The organism is Pseudomonas sp. dw_612 (genome assembly GCF_018449725.1).
In the GTDB taxonomy this organism is placed as follows: domain Bacteria; phylum Pseudomonadota; class Gammaproteobacteria; order Pseudomonadales; family Pseudomonadaceae; genus Aquipseudomonas.
The window spans coordinates 164,082-184,479 of the sequence record NZ_JAAVVC010000015.1; the positions used below are offsets into that span (position 1 = coordinate 164,082).

General features: G+C 62.5%; 2 protein-coding genes (1 of these 2 running past the window's edge). Both read right to left on the minus strand.

Annotated elements, in window-relative coordinates:
• Positions 1-13,032, minus strand: a complete 13,032-nt coding sequence (locus HB680_RS21940) for an amino acid adenylation domain-containing protein (protein ID WP_346657415.1) — start codon at positions 13,030-13,032, stop codon at positions 1-3.
• The coding region annotated (locus tag HB680_RS21945) for a non-ribosomal peptide synthetase (RefSeq protein ID WP_213940593.1) crosses the window boundary (this coding region is incomplete at its 5' end): on the minus strand, positions 13,029-20,398 show 7,370 of its 14,047 nt. Its footprint extends 6,677 nt past the window's final position. The genes HB680_RS21940 and HB680_RS21945, both read right to left, overlap by 4 nt.

Sequence of the window (20,398 nt, forward strand, 5' to 3'; positions counted from 1 at the left end):
TCAGATACGGCGTTTACGCGTAAGCGCGGGGATTTTCGTCAGGGGCACTTCGACCCGTTGCACCTGCCCCACGGCTGCCGCCACCAGTGCCAACGTCGGCTGACCAAACAGCACGCGGACATCGGCCTCCATGTTGTCCTTGCGCATGCGTTCGATCAGGCTGACCGCCATCAGGGAATGCCCGCCCAGTTCAAAGAAATGGTCGTGACGGCCGACCCGTTCGACCTTCAGCAACTCGGCCCATAGCGCCGCCAGTTTCGTCTCGACGTCGCCTATCGGCGCTTCATAGTGACGGGTGGAAAAGGCGCTGCTGTCCGGTATTGGCAAGGCCTTGCGGTCGAGTTTGCCGTTGGGGGTCAGGGGCAGCGCGTCGAGACGCACGTAAGCGGCGGGCACCATGTATTCCGGCAGCAGCGCTTGCAGGTGTGAACGCAGTGCGCCAGTGGCTGGGGTAATGTCCGCGTTGCTCGGTGTGTAATAGGCGACCAGGCGTTTTTCGCCGGGGACGTCTTCGCGGGCCAGGATCACGGTTTCCTTGATGTCCTCGTGTTGGGCGAGTTTGGCTTCGATTTCGCCGAGTTCGATGCGGAAGCCACGGATTTTGACCTGGTCGTCGTTGCGGCCGAGGTATTCGATGTTGCCGTCTTTCAGGTAGCGGCCGAGGTCGCCGGTTCGGTACATCCGGGCGTTTGTGCTGAATGGATCGTTAAGGAAACGTTCAGCAGTCAGGTCGTCGCGGTTCAAATAGCCCCGCGCCACGCCAGCGCCGCCGATGTAGATTTCGCCCGGCACGCCCAGTGGCATGGGTTGTTGATGTTCATCCAGCAAATAGAACTGGGTGTTGGCCACGGGTTTACCGATATGGGCGGCGAAACCGTCCTCGCGGTCCATCGACACCCAGCTTGAGTAAGTGGTGGTTTCCGAAGGGCCGTAGAGGTTGCACAGGCGCTGCACGCTGGTGTGTTCGAACAGGTTTTCCACGAGGCTGCGTTTCAGCGCTTCACCGGCGACGTTCACCGTGTGCACGTTTTTGCTCAACCCGCCCGATTCCAACAACGCCTTAAGCGCTGACGGCACGGTGTTGATCAGGGTGATGTCGTGTTGTGGTTCCAACACGTTCTTCACGACATTAATGCTGCCGCCAGAGGTCAGCGGTGCGAAGCACTCATAAACGGCGAGGTCGAAGTTCAACGAGGTGGAGAACAAGGTTTTCGCCAGCGTGCTTTCATCAAATGAACGATGCGCCCAGGTCAGGAAGTTCACAGTGTTGCGGTGTTCAATCATCACGCCTTTCGGCAAACCGGTCGAACCCGAGGTGTAAATCACATACGCGAGATGCGCTGACGTCAGTCCGTCAATCACAGGATTGGAGGCGGATTCGTCCTGCCAAATGCCGCTATCCAGGTCGATGACTGGCATCGGAGCTTCGGCCAACAAGCCCAGTATCGAAGCTTGCGCCAACACAACGGCCGGCGCGCTGTCCTGCAACATGTAGGCAATCCGATCCAGCGGATAAGCCGGATCGAGCGGCACATAACCCCCGCCCGCCTTCAAAATCGCCAGCAACCCAACGACCATCTCCGCCGAGCGCTCAACACAAATCGCCACCCGAGAATCAGGTCTCACACCCTGCCCGCGCAGGTAATGCGCCAACCGGTTAGCCTTTTGATTCAGCGCGCGATAGCTCAACTGTTCCAAACCATGAACCACGGCTACGGCATCCGGCGTGCGCTCAACCTGCGCCTCAAACAACCCATGAACCGTCTGTTCCAGCGGATAAGCCGCCTCAGTCGCATTAAACCCGGCCAGCAACCGACGTTCGACATCATCCTGCAACGCAATCGAACTCACCGCCCGCCCCGCATCCGCCACCATAGCCCGCAGCATTCGCTCCAGATAACCGAGATAACGTTCCATCGTCGTTGAATCGAACAACGCCGTGGCAAACTCCAGCGAACCCTGAATCCGACCCTCGATTTCCCCCAAATCAAGGGACACATCGAACTTCGCCGTCCGCCCCGCAGCCCCCAGCCCTTCCAGCTTCAAGTCGCCCAGCGCAAGCTCGACGCTTTCGGTGTTCTGCCACGACAACATGGCCTGGAACACTGCGCTGTGGGACAGGCTGCGCACCGGTTTGACCAGTTCGACCACTTGCTCGAACGGCAAATCCTGATGGGCCTGGGCACTCAAGGTCTGTGCCTTGACCCGTTGCAGCAACGCCTCAATGCTCGGCTGCCCCGACACATCCAGCGGCAAGGCCAGGGTGTTGACGAAGAAACCGATCAGCCCTTCGACTTCCGAGCGCAGACGGTTGGCCACCGGCGTGCCGATCACCACTTTGTCCTGCCCCGACAGACGCCCGAGCACCGCCGCCCAACCGGCCAGCACCGTCATATACAGCGTGGTGCCGTGGCGCTGGCTCAGGGCTTTGAGGTCGGCGGTCAGGGAGGCATCGAACAGTACCGGCACAGCGGCGCCGGCATAGTTCTGTTGCGCGGGTCGCGGACGGTCCAGCGGCAGCATCAACACCGCCGGTGCATCCGCCAACGCCGTTTTCCAATAATCACCCTGGGTTTTCATGACTTCACCGCTCAACCAGCGGCGTTGCCACACGGCATAGTCGGCGTACTGTACGGGCAGCGGTGGCAGCGGATCGTCCAGCCCATGGCGGAACGCCTCATACAAGGCGACCAGTTCCCGGGTCAGCACGCCGATGGACCAACCGTCCGAAACGATGTGGTGCATCGTCACCAGCAGCACATGTTCGCGCTCGCCCAGGCGGATCAACTGCCCGCGTATTAGTGGGCCGTGCTCAAGATCAAAGGCTGCCGACGCCTCTTGGGTAGCGAGTGTGTTCAGTTGGTGCTCCGCCTCGGCATGCCCGGACAGATCAATCAACCGCAAGGCAAAACCGCAATCACTGGCGGCGATTCGTTGTGTGGCGGGTTGCTCCGGGATTTGCGTGAAGCTTGTACGCAACGCCTCATGACGAGCGACGATCCGATCCAGCGCACGCTGCAGCGCGCCGCGATCAAGATCCCCGGTCAGGCGCAGGCCGGCCGGCAGATGATAGGCCGCACTGGCACCTTCGATCCGGGTCAGGAACAACAGGCGTTGTTGCGCGAACGACAGCGGCAACGGCTCATCGCGACTCACCGCGACGATCTCCGGCAAGGTGCTGTGTCCGGCACGGGACACGGCCTGGGCCAGTTCGCTCAACTGCGCATGGCTGAACAGTTCACTCAGCGCCAGCTCCACACCCAGGCGCAAACGCACCTGGGAAATCAACCGCATCGCCAGCAACGAATGGCCGCCCAATTCAAAGAAGCGGTCATGCCGACCGACCTGTTCCAAACCGAGCAAGTCTTGCCAGATCTGCGCCAGTTCCGATTCAACGCCTGGCAACGGCGTTTCATAACCATAGGCGTTCAACGCCCCGGCATCCGGCGCCGGCAAGGCCTTGCGGTCGAGTTTGCCGTTGGGCGTCTGCGGCATGGCGTCGAGCAGCACATAAGCCACGGGCACCATGTATTCGGGCAGTTGCGCGAGCATCAAGGCCCGCAGCACGTCCACCGACAGCGCTGATTGCGCCTTGTAATAGGCCACCAGGCGCTGCTCACCGGGACGATCTTCGCGGACCACCACGACGGCCTCGCTCACACCTTGGCAGGCAGCAAGCACGACTTCGATTTCACCCAGCTCAATACGCAAGCCACGGATTTTCACCTGACCATCATTTCGGCCCAAGTAGTCGATATTGCCGTCGGGCAAGTAGCGGGCGATGTCGCCGGTGCGGTACATCCGGCCGTTGCTGAATGGATCGTCGAGAAAGCGTTCGGCCGTCAGATCGGGACGATTCATATACCCGCGCGCCACACCGGTGCCGCCGATATAGATCTCACCCGCAACGCCCGTCGGCACCGGTTTGCCATGTTGATCAAGCAAATAGAACTGCGTGTTGGCGATGGGCCGGCCGATGCTGACCTGGCTGCCACCCACCTCCTGAACTTCTAGCGCCGAAGACCAAATCGTCGTTTCGGTCGGCCCGTACACATTGAACAACCGCTTGACCTGCCCTGCGACACGCCGGGCAAGGTCCGCCGGCAACGCTTCGCCGCCACACAACACGGTCAGCGCGGCATCGCCCTGCCAACCCGATTCGAGCAGCATGCGCCAACTCGCCGGGGTGGCCTGGGCAATGGTCGCGCCGCTGCTGGCAATCACCTCGGCCAACAAGCGACCATCACGCGCCTGATCACGGGACACCAAAACAATCCGCGCACCGCACATCAGCGGCAGGAACAGCTCCAGACCGGCAATATCGAAGCCCAGGGTGGTCAGCGCCAAGACCCGATCGCTCGCGTCCACACCTACCGTGTCGGCCATCGCGCACAACAGGTTGACCACGCTGCGGTGCTCGACCATCACGCCTTTCGGCTTGCCGGTCGAACCCGAGGTGTAGATCACGTAAGCCAGGTCCGACGCCTGGGCTCCCGACATCGATGGATTGGCCGTGGACAGTTCCTGCCACGCCTCGCTGTCTAGGTCAAACACCGGCATCGACGCTTCCGCCAGCAGATCATGGGTCGCGGCGTGCACCAGCAAGGCCACCGGGGCGCTGTCTTCCAACATGTAGGTCAGGCGATCCAACGGATAAGCTGGGTCCAGTGGCACATAAGCGGCGCCGGATTTCAAAATACCCAACAGCCCGACCAACATGCCCAGGCCACGTTCGACGCAGATGGCCACGCGATCGTCCGAACGGACGCCAAGGGCCAGCAAATGATGCGCGACCTGATTCGCCCGGTCGTTCAGCTCGGCGTAGCTCAGCTGTTGATCGCCGAACTGAATAGCCACCGCGTCCGCAGACGCCTCGACCTGCGCCTGGAACAACTGCGCGAGCGTCTGGTCCTGCGGATAAGCCACGTGCGTGGCGTTCCAGGTGTCGAGCAATTGCCGGCGTTCGGCCAGCGGCAGACTGTCGAGTTCATGCAGCGGCGTTTCTGGTGCCTGTTCCAGCGCAGCAACCAGGCTTTCGAGCGCCATTTGCATGTACCCGGCGACGCGTTGCGCATCGATCCCGGCCACCGCTTGCACCACCAGGTTGAACCCTTGGCCTTCATCATCCACCGCCAACGACAGCGGATAGTTGGTGCGTTCTTCGCCGCCCAGTGCTTGCATGCCCTGCCACGCAGAGATCATTCGCGCGGTGATCTCAACGGCGCAATGTCGATAGTTGAGCATCGCACTGAACAACGGCGTCGGCGCCGCCACCCCACTGCAACGTTGGGCCAATGCCAGGGAAGCGTGTTCATGACCCAGCAGCCCGGTCAGACGCATATGCGTGGCTTTCACCGCCGCAGCCGCACCTTGCGCACCCAGGCTTACCCGCAACGGCAAGGTGTTGATGAACATCCCCAGCGCGCGGTCGGCCCCTTCGCCGCCCTGCATCCGCCCCAGCAGCACGGTGCCGAAAACCACTTCGTCGCGACCGCTGACCCGACCCAGGACCTGCGCCCAGGCCAGATGCACCACACTCGCCGCGCTAACGCCGAGCTGCCGCGCCTGACTGCGAAGACGCTGACTCAACTGCGTCTCCACCGCCACTTTCACTTCCTCGACCCCCGTGCCATCGCCCTGCACATTCAGCAGGCCAAACGGCAGCGTCGGCTCTTCGATATCGCTGAGCATTTCGCGGAAAAATGCTTCGTGCTCATCCTGACTGACGCCCAGACGCGCCTGGGCCACATAGTTGCGGTACGGCACCGCATTGCCCAATTGATGCGCGTGGCCAAGCAAATGCGCCTGCATTTCGTGTTCCAGGGTTTCCAGCGCCGTGTGGTCCAGCGCCATGTGATGGAACAACAGCGTCGCGACCCAGCGTTGGTTGGCCAGGTCCTCGGCGAACACCAGCCGCAACATCGGCGCCTGACGCACATCGAGGCGGTAATGCCGGGCATCGAAGCGTTCATGCAATTGCGCGGCGACATCGCCAGCGCCCGGTTCAAACGGTTCGCAAATCAGCTGTGCCTTGCGCCACACCACTTGCATCGGTTCGACCAGACCTTCCCAGACCATCGCGGTGCGCAGGATGTCGTGGCGGTCGATTACCTGTTGCAGCGCCTGGGCGAAATCATCCAGGCGTGCGCGGCTCTCAAACCCGAACTGCGTCTGCAGCACGTAGGGATCGCCTTTTTCCGCCGTGAGGTGGTGATAGAGAATGCCTTCCTGCAACGGCGCCAGCGGATAGATGTCCTGCACATTGGCGACGCCACCGGGCACGCTCGCAACGATGCGGTCGATGGCCGATTGGCTCAATGTCGCCAGGGGCAGCAAATCCGGGGTGATGCGCGGGCAGCCTTCGACGATGGCGTTGGCCGGCACCACCACATCGGTGTGCCCGCCCACGGCAGCGGCCAGTGCCATCAGCGTTGGCTGGCCGAACAGGACGCGAACGTCCACCGCCAGATTGACCTGACGCATGCGCTCGATCAGGCGCATGGCCAACAGCGAATGACCGCCCAGTTCAAAGAAATTGTCGCGACGACCGACCTGCTCCACGTTCAGCAAATCCGCCCACAAAGCCGCCAGCGTCTGCTCGATTTCGCCTTGCGGCGCTTCGTAAGCCTGACTGGCGTAGGCGTCGGCTTGCGGCGCCGGCAGGGCCTTGCGATCAACTTTGCCATTCAGCGTCAGGGGAAAGACCGGCAGCATCACGAATGCGCTCGGCACCATGTATTCAGAGAGCGCGGCGGACAATTGCTCGCGCAGCCCGGCCACCGTCAGCGTGATATCGGGTTGCGCCACCACGTAAGCCACCAGGCGTTTTTCGCCGGGCTGCTCGGCGCGGACCAGCACCACCGCGTCCTTCACGCCTGCGCAGGCGACGAGTTTGGCCTCGATCTCGCCGAGTTCGATGCGGAAACCACGAATCTTCACCTGATCGTCATTGCGCCCCAGGCATTCGAGGTTTCCTTCGGGCAACCAGCGACCGAGATCGCCGGTGCGGTACAGCAGCGCTGCGGGTTCATCGCTGAACGGATCCGCGATAAACGCCTGGGCGGTCAGTTCCGGGCGGTTCAGGTAACCCTTCGCCACGCCGCGGCCACCAATGTAGATTTCGCCGACCACGCCTAACGGTGCGAGCTGCTGGCGGGCGTCGAGCACGTAGATTTGCGTGTTGGAAATCGGCCCGCCGATGGGCACGATTTCGGCGTCCGGCGTCACGGTTTTCACTTCATAAGTGGTGGCGTAGGTGGTGGTTTCGGTCGGACCGTAGCAATGCACCAGCCGCAGCTTCGGCGCCAGGCTCAACAAGCGGCGGAAGGACGCCGCGTCGGCCCGTTCGCCGCCGCACAACAGGATGCGCAGGTTGCCAATGGCTTGCGGAATCAGTTGCACGTACTGGTTGAAAATCGCCGTGGTCACGAACAACACCGTCGCCCCGGACTCGGTCAACACCTGGGCAAAGCGTGACGGCTCCAGCAGGGTTTCGTGGTCGATCACAATGACCCGACCGCCATTGAGCAAGGCGCCCCACACGTCCATGGTGCTGGCGTCGAACGCCGGGTTGGAGGCGAAGGCGATTCGGTCTTGCGCGTTGAAATCGGCGTAACCGTTGTTGATCACCAGCCGATTGATCGCCCGGTGCGGGACCAACACGCCTTTGGGCTGACCGGTGGAACCGGAGGTGTACATGATGTAGGCGATGGTTTCGGCGGACTGCGCCAGTGCCGGGGCGTGGCTAGCCTGGTCGTTCAGACTCAGTGTATCCAGATCGATGCGCCGTGGACCTTCCGGTGCATCCTGATGACTGAACGTCAGCAACACCGAGGCCTGGCTGTCTTCCAGCATGAAGCGTTGACGCTCCAGCGAAGCATTGCGATCCAGCGGCACATAAGCCGCCGCGCATTTCAACGCCGCCAGTTGGCTGGCGAGCAAATCGAGCGAGCGCGGCAGCAGAATCGCCACGCGATCGTCCGGTTGCACGCCCAAACCGATCAGATAATTGGCCAGACGGTTGGCGCGCAGATTCAGCGCTGCATAGGTCAACTGCTCAGCACCATGCACCGCCGCCACCGCGTCCGGTGTGTGCGCCACTTGCGCTTCAAACAGCGCGAGCACGGTGTTGTGCTGGGGATAGGCGCGGGTCGTGGCGTTGAAATCCACCCGCAGTTGGTGGCGCTCGGCGTCGGGCAGGATCTCCAGTTGATTCAGCGGTGTGAGCGGCGCCTGCTCCAGCGCCTGAACCAGCCCCTCGATGGCCGTGTGCATATAGGCGCAGATGCGCGCGGCACCGATGCCTTTGAGCACCAGCGCGCTTAACAGGAAACCTTCGCCCAGATCATCCACCGACAGGGTCAGCGGGTAGTTGGTGCGCTCTTCGGCACCCAGGTTTTGCATGCCTTGCCAGGCTGTAATCGCTTCTGCCGACGCCGCGCCGCCCGCGCTGTGGCGGTAATTCAGCAGCGCACTGAACAGCGGCGCCGGTGACGCCACGCGACTGCAACGTTGCGCCAGTGCCAGCGAGGCATGCTCGTGACCGAGCAACGCGGTCAGCCGTCCGTGGGTGGCTTTGACCCCAGTGCGCACGCCCTGCTCGTCCAGGCTGACCCGCAGCGGCAAAGTGTTGATGAACATGCCCAGCGCCCGGTCCGCGCCATCGCCGCCCTGCATCCGGCCCATCAGCACGGTGCCGAACACCACGTCCTCACGCCCGGACAAACGTCCGATGACCTGTGCCCAGGCCAAATGGTGAAGGCTGGCGGCGCTCACGCCGATTTGCCGCGCCTGGGCCCGAAGGCGTCGGCTCAGCTCGGCGTTTACCTCAAGTTTGGCTTCCTCAATCCCGCTGCCATCACCCTGCACGTGCTGCAGGCCGAACGGCAGCGTCGGCTCGTCGATATCGCCGAGCATCTCGCGGAAGAAGGCTTCATGTTCGGCCTGGCTCACGCCCAATCGGGCCTGGGCCACGTAGTTGCGGTACGGCATCGCCGCCGTTAGCTGGCCTTCCTGACCCAGCAAATGCGCCTGCATTTCATGCTGCACCACTTCCAGCGCGGTGTGGTCGAGGGCGATGTGGTGGAACAACAGCATCGCGACCCAGCGCTGGTTAGCCGGATCCTCGGCCACCCGCAGGCCCATCAGCGGCGCCTGACGGATATCGAGCCGATGATGGCGGGAGTCGAAACGCGCATGCAGTTGAGTGACGACATCTCCGTCGTCGGGACTCAACACCAGTTGCTCGACACCGAGCCGAGCCTGGCGCCAGACCACTTGCATCGGTTGTTCCAGCCCTTCCCACAGCACGGCGGTGCGCAAAATATCGTGACGGTCGATAACGCCCTGCAACGCCTGGGTGAAAGCGTGAAGACGCGCCTCGCTGTCAAAGGCAAACAGCGACTGCAAGACGTAGGGGTCGCCCTGCTCGGCGGAAATATGGTGGTAGAGGATGCCTTCCTGCAACGGCGCCAACGGGTAAATATCCTGCACGTTGGCCGTGCCACCGGGCACCGTCGCGACGATACGGTCGATGGCGTCCTGGGTCAGCGATGCCAGGGGCAGCAGGTCCGGAGTGATTCGTCCGCAGTCCGGGGTGATGCCGTTGGCCGGCACCTCAATTTCAGTCCCGCCGCCTATCGCAGCAGCCAACGCCGCGAGGGTTGGCTGGCCGAACAGCACGCGCACGTCGGCACTGAGGCCGACCTGACGCATCTGTTCGATCAGGTTGACCGCCAGCAGCGAGTGCCCGCCCAGTTCGAAGAAATGATCGTGACGCCCGACGCGCTCCACGTTCAGCACTTGCGCCCAGAGCCGGGCCAGGGTGATTTCGGTGTCGCCGACCGGGGCTTCATAGCCTCGGGTGACCATCGAGGCCAGGTCCGGCGCCGGCAACGCCTTGCGGTCGAGTTTGCCGTTGGCGGTCAGCGGCAAGGTATCGAGCCGCACGTAAGCCGCCGGCACCATGTAGTCCGGCAGGCGCGATTGCAGATGAGCGCGCAGGACTTCGAGGTCCACCAAGCCATCGTCCGTGAAGTACGCCACCAGGCGTTTTTCGCCGGGGACATCTTCGCGAACCAGTACGACGGCTTCTTTCACGCTTTCGTGTTGCGTCAACCGGGATTCGATTTCACCCAGTTCGATGCGATAGCCACGGATTTTCACCTGATCATCGTTGCGGCCCAGGTATTCGATCGAGCCGTCCGGCAGATGGCGGCCCAGGTCGCCAGTGCGGTACATCGATTGACCGTTAAACGGGTCGGCAATGAATTTTTCAACGGTCAATTGGGGACGGTTCAGATAGCCCTTCGCGACGCCCGCCCCACCGATAAACAGCTCGCCGGGCACGCCCAGTGGCACGGCTCGCAACTGGGCGTCGAGCACGTAGACCCGGGTGTTGCCGATCGGACGACCAATCGGAATGCTGCCCGCACCGACTGCCTTGATTTCATGGGTGGTGGAAAACGTGGTGGCTTCCGTCGGGCCATAGCCATTGAGCAGATGCTGCGGCGCGCCTTCGTTCAGAACGCGGCCAATCACCGCCGGATCGAGCACATCGCCACCGACAATCAGGTAACGCAATTGCCCGAACACCGCCATCAGACCGTCGGCGTACTGGTGAAACAGGCCCGCCGTCATCCACAACACGCTGACGGATTGTTCCAGCAGCCATGCGCTCAAGCGTGCTTGCGACAGCAATACATCCTGCTCGACCACGACCACGCAACCGCCATTGAGCAACGGCGCCCAGACTTCGAGGGTGCTGGCGTCGAACGCAGGGTTCGAGGCGTAGGCCACGCGATCCGTCGCGTTGAAATCGGCATACCCATTGTTGATCACCAACCGACTGATCGCCCGATGCGGCACCAATACGCCTTTCGGGGTGCCGGTGGAGCCCGAGGTGTACATGATGTACGCCGGGGTTTCGCTGGACTGGGATCGCGGCGCCGCATGGGCTGGCTGGTCATCAAGCTGAACCACGTCCAGATCGACCCGACGCACGCCTTCGCTCAACACTTCGTCGCTACGGGTCAAGGCCAGTACTGCACCGCTGTCTTGCAGCATGAATTGCTGGCGTTCGACAGGCGCATTGATGTCCAGCGGCAGATAGACCGCCGCGCACTTGAGAATTGCCAATTGGCTGACCAGCAAATCCAGCGAGCGTGGCAACAGGATCGCCACGGCATCGCCCGGTTTTACGCCCAACCCAATCAGGTGTCCGGCCAATTGCTCGGCTTTGCTGTTCAGTTCACCGTAACTCAAGGTTTGCGTGGCCTGCACGGCGGCAGGCGCGTCCGGGCGAGCCTGGGCTTGCGCTTCGAACAAGGCATGGACCGTCTGGTCCTGCGGATAGTCGCGGTCGGTGTTGTTGAAGGTCACCAGCACCTGTTCGCGCTCGGCGACAGGCAGGATCGCCAGGCGATTGAGCTGCGATTCCGGGGCTTTTTCCAACGCGGTGACCAGCGACTCCACGGCAGACTGCATGTAATCGCACAGGCGTTGCGCGCCGATCAATGCACTCGCTTGCACGCTCAAGGCGAAGTCATCGGAAAAATCGTCGACCGAGAGGATCAGCGGATAATTGGTCCGCTCCTGCGCGCTCAGGGTTTCGATGCCGCTCCAGGCCTGACTCGCTTCGGCCGGGATCGCCTGGGTTGCGCTGGCGCTGTGGCGGTAATTCAGCAAAGCGCTGAACAGCGGAGTCGGCGCCGCCACACCGCTGCAACGCTGGGCCAGCGCCAGGGACGCGTATTCGTGACTGAGCAACGTGCTCAGTCGCGCATGGGTCGCCTTCACCCCGTCGCGCACACTCTGCGCACCGACGCCCACCCGCAGCGGCAAGGTGTTGATGAACATGCCCAACGCCCGGCTCATGCCTTCCGAGGCCTGCATGCGCCCGAGCATCACGGTGCCGAACACCACATCTTCACGGCCCGACACACAGCCCAACACCTGGGCCCAGGCGAGATGGAAAACACTCGCCGCGCTGACCCCAAGTTGACGGGCCTGCCCCCGCAGACGGCGGCTCAGTTCTGGCGGCAACGGCTGATGGCTTTCTTCGATGGCACTGCCATCGCCCAGCACATCCTGCTGGCCGAAGGGCAAGGTCGGCTCATCGACATCGCCGAGCATCTCGCTGAAAAACGTCTCGTCAGCCTTGCGCTGACCCGCCTGGCGGGTGCGTGCCACGTAGTTGCGATACGGCACGGCGGTGCCCAGTTGTTCGGCCTGGCCCATCAAGCAGGCCTGCATTTCATGCTGCACAACCGCCAGTGCCGCGTGATCGAGGACCATATGGTGGAACAGCAACATCGCCACCCAGCGCTGATTCGGCGTGTCTTCGGCGAACACCAGCAACAGCAACGGCGCCTGACTGAGATCGAGGCGATGGTGGCGGGGATCGAAACGCCCTTGCAACTGTGCCATGACGTCGCCGTCGACGAGGTCGGCGCTGATGTCCTTGAGCCCCAGACGCGCCTGGCGCCAGACGACTTGCACCGGTTCATCCAGGCCTTCGCGGACGATGGCGGTGCGCAGGATGTCGTGGCGATCGATTACGCTTTGCAAGGCGTCGGCAAAATCCGCCAGACGTTCGCGGGTGGTGATCGTGAACTGCGCCTGCAACACATACGGATCGCCTTGGGTGGCGGTCAGGTGGTGATACAGAATCCCCTCCTGCAACGGCGCCAACGGGTAAATATCCTGCACGTTGGCGGCGCCGCCCGGCACGGTGGCGACGATCTGGTCGATCGCGGATTGAGTCAGGGTCACCAACGGCAGCATCTGCGGGGTGATTGCTGTGCATCCCGGCGCAATGGCGTTGGCGGGAATATCGATTTCGCCGGCCTTGCTCGCGTCGTATTGCCCGGCCTTGATCAACTCGATCAGCGTCGCTTTGTGCTCACGCAGCAGGGCCAGAACGGCCGGTTCGCCCAGTGATTGTTTCCTGCCCCGTACGACGAGTTGGTCGCCCTTGACTGAAAGCTGTACGTCTTTTTCTTTTAGTGTCGCCAACAGTTCGATCACACTCACAGGACAATCTCCATTTTTTCTGTCGTTGCCGCGTATTCCGAGAGCGTGGGTTGCTCGAACAACGTCCTGACATCCGCTTCCATGCCAGCCTGGCGCATGCGCTCCATCAGGCTGACGGCCAGCAACGAGTGCCCGCCCAATTCGAAGAAATGATCGTGACGACCGACGCGCTCCACGTTGAGGACTTCCGCCCAGAGTTGGGCCAGGGTGATTTCGGTTTCGCCGATGGGGGCTTCATAGCCACGGGTGATGACCGACGCCAGATCCGGTGCTGGTAGCGCCTTGCGGTCGAGTTTGCCGTTGGGGGTCAGCGGCAAGGCGTCGAGGCGCACATACGCCGCCGGCACCATGTAGGCCGGGAGTTGGGTTTGCAGATGGGCGCGCAGGTCTTCGATGTCCGCCGCGTCATCCGAGGCGTTCAGGGTGAAATAGGCGACCAGGCGTTTCTCACCCGGCACGTCTTCACGAGCCAGGATCACGGCTTCTTTTACGGCGTCGTGTTGCGCGAGTTTGGCTTCGATCTCGCCGAGTTCGATGCGGAAGCCGCGGATTTTCACTTGATCGTCGTTGCGGCCGAGGTATTCGATGTTGCCGTCTGGCAGGTAGCGGCCGAGGTCGCCGGTTCTATACATCCGGCCGTTGGTGCTGAAGGGATCGGTGAGGAAGCGTTCGGCGGTGAGGTCGTCGCGGTTGAGATAACCGCGCGCCACGCCGGCGCCGCCGATGAAGATTTCGCCTGGAACGCCCAAAGGAACCAGTTGCTGATGTTCGTCCAGCAAGTAGAACCGGGTGTTGGCCACGGGTTTGCCGATATGGGCGGCGAAACCGTCCTCGCGCTCCATCGATACCCAACTTGAGTAGGTCGTGGTTTCCGACGGGCCGTAGAGGTTGCACAAACGCTTGACGCTGGTCTGTTTGAACAGACTTTCCACCAGACTGCGTTTCAGCGCTTCACCCGCTACGTTGACCGTGTGCACGTTGGCGCTCAACCCACCGGATTCCAGCAAGGCTTTGAGGGCTGACGGCACGGTGTTGATCAGGGTGATGTCGTCTCGCAGTTCCAGCACATTAGTCACGACATCAATGCTGCCGCCAGATGTCAGCGGCGCGAAGCATTCGTAAACCGCCAAGTCGAAGTTCAGCGAAGTCGAGAACAGCGTCTTGGCCAAGGTTTCACGGTCAAACGAACGATGCGCCCAGGTCAGGAAGTTCACGGTGTTGCGGTGTTCGATCATCACGCCTTTCGGCAGACCGGTGGAGCCGGAGGTGTAGATCACGTAAGCGAGATGCGCCGACGTCAGCCCTTCAATCACAGGATTGGCGCCCGACTCTTCACTCCACGAAGCGCGGTCCAGATCAATCAGCGGCACCTGGACATGGGACAACAGCCCACGAGTCCCAGCCTGTGTCAGCACGGCCGCCGGAGCACTGTCCTCCAGCATGTAGGCAATCCGATCCAGCGGATAAGCCGGGTCCAGCGGCACATAACCGCCGCCCGCCTTCAGAATCGCCAGCAGTCCGACCACCATCTCGGCACTGCGCTCGACGCAAATCGCCACCCGTGAATCCGGCGCTACACCCTGTTTGCGCAGGTGATGGGCCAAGCGGTTGGCCCGGTTGTTGAGCTCGCGATAACTCAGCGGTTGACCGTCATGGATCACCGCCACGGCATCCGGCGTGCGCTCTACCTGGGCTTCAAACAACCCGTGAATCGTCTGCTCCAGCGGGTAATCCGCTTCCGTGGCGTTGAACGTCACCAACAACTGCGCGGATTCGGCGGCAGGCAGGATCGACAACCCATGCAACGGCGCTTCTGGCGTCTGCTCAAGCATCTCGATCAAGCCTTGCAACGTCTGCTGCACATAGCCGCAGATGCGTTGCGCGCCAATTCGTGCCGGCGTCATGACCGTGAAACTGAACGACTCACCCTGATCGTCCACCGACAAGGTCAGCGGGTAATTGGTGCGTTCTTCGCCGCTGAGCATTTCAATGCCATCCCACGCGGACAGCGCCTCGGTCGAGGTCATCGCACCGGTGTGGCGGTAGTTAAGCAGTGCACTGAACAGCGGCGTCGGTGCTTCCACGCCACTGCAACGTTGCGCCAATACCAGCGACGCGTGCTCATGGCCGAGCAGCGCACTCAGTTGCGCATGGGTCGCTTTCACCCCGGCACGCACACCGTGTTCACCCAGTTTCACCCGTAGCGGCAAGGTGTTGATGAACATCCCCAACGCCCGATCAGCGCCCTCGCCGGCCTGCATCCGGCCAACCAGTACGGTGCCGAACACCACGTCGTCCTTGCCCGATACCTTGGCCAACACCTGCGCCCAGACCAGGTGATACAGACTCGCCGCACTCACGCCGAGCTGGCGAGCCTGAACCCGCAATCGGCGGCTGAGGTCGGCGTCGATGTCTTGGCGCACCTCTTCGATACCGCTGCCATCGCCCTGCACGTCCTGCAAACCGAACGGCAACGTCGGCTCGTCAACATCACCGAGCATGTCGCGGAAAAACGCTTCATGGGCTTCGCGGCTCACACCCAATCGAGCCTGGGCCACGTAGTTGCGGTACGGCACCGACATCGGCAGGCGTTGCGCCTGGCCGAGCATATGCGCCTCGATTTCCGAGGCCAGCACCGCCAGTGACGTCGCATCGTCCACCAGGTGATGGAACAACAGGATGCCGACCCAGCGCTGATTCGCCGTGTCCTGCGCATAAGCGATGCGCATCAGCGGCGCCTCGCGGATGTCCAGGCGATAGTGTCGCGGGTCGAAACGCTGGTGCAGTTGTTCAGCAATATCGCCGACCGATGGCTCCAGTAAAACCGGCTCAACCACCAGCCGCGCTTCACGCCAGACCACTTGCATCGGTTCGGCCAGTCCTTCCCACAGCACACCGGTGCGCAGGATGTCATGCCGGGCGACCACGGCTTGCAGCGCCTGACTGAAATTTGTCAGACGGGCAAAACTGTCGAAGCCGAACATCACATATTGCAGGTACGGATCACCCTGGGCGGCCGCGAGGTGGTGATACAAAATCCCCTCCTGCAACGGCGCGAGCGGGTAAATGTCCTGCACGTTACTGACGCCGCCGGGGACCCTCGACACGATTTGATCAATCGCCGGCTGATCCAGATTGGCCAGCGGCAGCATGTCCGGAGTGATGCGTTGGCAATCCGGGGCAATCCGATTGGCCGGCACCACCACTTCCGTATAGCCGCCCACCGCAGCGGCCAGGGCTGCCAGGGTCGGTTGACTGAAGAGGACGCGGACGTCAGCGCTCAAGCCTGCGTGGCGCATGCGCTCGATCAGCTTCACCGCCAGCAGCGAGTGGCCGCCCAGTTCGAAGAAATTGTCGTGACGACCGATTTGTTCCAGGCCCAGCAACGCTTGCCAGATTGCCGCCAGGGCGATCTCGACCGCGCCTTGCGGTGCGGCGTAAGCCTGGGACACCACCGACGACTGATCCGGCGCCGGCAGTGCCTTGCGATCCAGTTTGCCGTTGGCGGTCAACGGGAATGCGGCCAGCGTCACGAACGCGCTCGGCAGCATGTAGTCGGCCAGGGTGTCCAGCAGTTGGGCGCGCAGCTCCGTGGTGCTGAGTTCGACGCCTTCCTGCGCAATCACATACGCCACCAGGCGCTTGTCCCCCGGCGCATCTTCCCGGGCGATGACCAGCGCTTCGCGAACGCCTTCGCACGCTGCCAGCGTGGCTTCGATCTCGCCCAGTTCGATACGGAAACCGCGGATCTTCACCTGCTCGTCGTTGCGGCCCAGGTATTCAACCGTACCGTCCGCGAGCCAGCGACCGAGGTCACCGGTGCGGTACAAACGGGCGTCCGCGCGGTGGCTAAAGGCGTCGGTGATAAACCGTTCAGCAGTCAGCTCGGGACGGTTCAGATAACCCCGAGCCACCCCCGCGCCGCCGACGTACATTTCACCGATGACACCCACAGGCACCGGCTCGCGTTGTGGATTGAGGATGTACAACTGCAAATCGGGGATCCGCCCGCCAATTGGGCTGACGCCTGCGGTTTGCGCATCCACCGGGCGCAGTGCTCGGTACGTCACGTGCACCGTGGTTTCAGTGATGCCGTACATATTGACCAGTTGCGTCTGTTCGTTGACGGCGCGGGCATACCACGGTTTGAGCAGTCCCGGCTCCAGCGCTTCCCCGCCGAAAATCACCTGGCGTAGGCTGTGAGCCGTGGCGCTTTCGCCTTGGGCGGCGATCAACTGGCGGAACGCACTCGGCGTCTGGTTCAGCACCGTGACCCCGGCCTCGCACAGCAACGCGTAGCATTCTTGCGGCGAACGGCTGACGGCTTGCGGCACCACCAGCAAGCGGCCGCCGTAGGTCAACGCGCCCCAGATTTCCCAGACCGAGAAGTCGAAGGCAAATGAATGGAACAAGGCCCAGACGTCCTGCAGGCCGAAATCGAACCAGTCTTGAGTCGCCGAGAACAACCGGGCGACGTTGCGGTGTTCGACCATCACGCCTTTCGGCAAACCGGTCGAGCCGGAGGTGTAGATCACGTACGCCAAGTGCGACGAGGTCAAGTCCGGCACTTGCGGATTGACCACCGATTGGCTGTGCAATGACGGGCAATCGAGGTCGAGCACCCGCACCGACTCTTCGGCCAGCAGTTCGCGGGTGGCGGCGTGCGCCAATATCGCGACCGGCGTGCTGTCTTCCAGCATGTAGGCGATGCGTTCGGCCGGATACGCCGGATCCAGCGGCACATAACCCGCGCCGGACTTGAGGATGCCCAGCAGGCCAATGATCATTTCCAGACCGCGTTCGACGCAAATCGCCACCCGATCATCCGGGCGGATGCCCAGCAACAACAAGCGATGGGCGACCTGGTTGGCCCGGGCGTTGAGTTCGCCGTAGGTCAGCAATTGATCCTCAAACACCAGCGCCACGGCATCGGGTTGTGCGCTCGCCTGGGCTTCGAAAAGGCCATGGATCGTGCGGTCATGGGCGTACTCGCCGGTCGGCGCGTTCCAGGTGTCGAGCAACTGGTGACGTTCTGCCAGCGGCAACACCGCCAAATCGTGCATCGAGGTCTGCGGCGCGTGTTCCAGTGCCGTGACCAGGCTTTCCAACGCGACCTGCATGTAGCCGCAAATGCGTTGCGCGCCTATCTGCGCCTCGACCTGCGCCGTCAGGCTGAAGCCCTGGCCCAGGTCATCGACATTCAGGGTCAGCGGGTAGTTGGTGCGTTCTTCGCTGGCCAACAGGTGCATGCCGCTCCAGGCCGACAACAATTCATCGGTCACCTGCACCGAGCTGTGCCGGTAATTCAGAATCGCGCTGAACAGTGGCGCCGGCGCGGCCACACCGCTGCAGCGCTGGGCCAGGGCCAATGAGGCATGCTCATGACCCAATAAACCGGTCAGCCGTGCGTGGGTTGCCCTGACGGCGGCGCGCACGCTTTGCGCATCGACCTGCACGCGGATCGGCAAGGTGTTGATGAACATGCCCAAGGCACGATCCGCCCCTTCACCGCCCTGCATCCGGCCCATCAGCACCGTGCCGAACACCACGCTGGGTTGGCCGGAAGCCATGCCCAACACCTGGGCCCAGGCCAAATGGACCAGGCTCGCGGCGCCGACGCCCAGCAACCGCGCCTGGGTCCGCAGACGCCGGCTCAATGCCGGATCAACCGGCGCCGTCACTTCCTCGATGCCGCGCCCGTCGCCCTGGACTTGGGTCAGGCCGAACGGCAGGGTCGGCTCATCGATGTTACCGAGCATGTCGCGGAAAAACGCTTCGTGCTGTTCCTGGCCGACACCGAGGCGCGCCTGGGCCACGTAGTTGCGATACGGGATCGCGGCGCCCAACAGGTCCGATTGACCCAGCAAATGCGCCTGCATCTCGTGGCGCACCACTTCCAGCGCCGTGTGGTCGAGCGCCATGTGGTGGAACAGCAGCGTCGCGACCCAGCGTTGGTTGGCTGCGTCGTGGGCATATTTGATGCACATCAGCGGTGCCTGGCGGATGTCGAGGCGATGGTGGCGGGAGTCGAAACGTTCGCGCAGTTGCTCGGCGATGTCGCCTGCGGCGGCGTCGATGTTGACTTCTTCTATTGCCAGTCGGGCTGTGCGCCAGACCACTTGCATCGGTTCATCCAGCCCTTCCCAGGCCATCGAGGTTCTGAGGATGTCGTGGCGGTCGATCACGACCTGCAACGCTTGGGTGAACGCCTCGAGGTGTTCGCGGCTGTCGAAGGCAAACTGCGACTGCAACACGTAAGGGTCGCCCTGCTCGGCGGCGAGGTGGTGATAGAGGATGCCTTCCTGCAACGGGGCCAGTGGGTAGATGTCTTGCACGTTGCCCACGCCGCCGGGGACGGTGGCGATGATGCGGTCGAGGGTTTCTTGAGTCAGGGTGGCGAGTGGCAGCATGGCCGGGGTGATCTGCTCGCAGTTCAGCGGAATCAGATTGGCCGGAACATTGATCTCGTTGCTGCTGCCAACCGCCGCAGCCAGTGCGGCCAGGGTCGGTTGGCTGAACAGTGCACGAACGTCTGCGCTCAATCCGGCCTGGCGCATGCGTTCGATCAGGCTGACGGCCAACAGGGAATGACCGCCGAGTTCGAAGAAGTGGTCGTGGCGACCGACTTTTGGCAGACCGAGCAGGTTTTGCCAGATGTGCGCCAGGGTGGTTTCGGTTTCGCCGACGGGCGCTTCGTAGCCTCGGGTGATCACGGCGTCCAGGTCCGGGATCGGCAAGGCTTTGCGGTCGAGTTTGCCGTTCGGGGTCAGTGGCAACGCCTCCAGGTGTACGTAGGCAGCCGGGACCATGTAGCCCGGGAGCTGCGTTTGCAGATGGCTGCGCAATTGGTTGATGTCGAGGGTTTGCGGCGCGGTGTAGTAGGCGACCAGGCGTTTGTCGCCGGGCACGTCTTCGCGGGCCAGGACGACGGCTTCGTTGATGTCGGCGTGTTGGGCGAGTTTGGTTTCGATTTCGCCCAACTCGATGCGGAAGCCGCGGATTTTGACCTGGTCGTCGTTGCGGCCGAGGTATTCGATGTTGCCGTCTTTCAGGTAACGGCCGAGGTCGCCGGTTTTATACATCCGGGCGTTTAAGCGGAATGGATCGGTGAGGAAGCGTTCGGCAGTCAGGTCGTCGCGGTTCAGGTAACCGCGCGCCACACCGGCGCCGCCGATGTAGATTTCGCCCGGCACGCCCAGTGGCACGGGTTGCTGATGGTCGTCCAGCAAGTAGAACTGGGTGTTTGCCACAGGTTTGCCAATGTGGGCGGCGAAACCGTCCTCACGATCCATCGACACCCAACTTGAGTAAGTCGTGGTTTCCGAGGGGCCGTAGAGGTTGCACAGGCGCTGCACGCTGGTTTGCT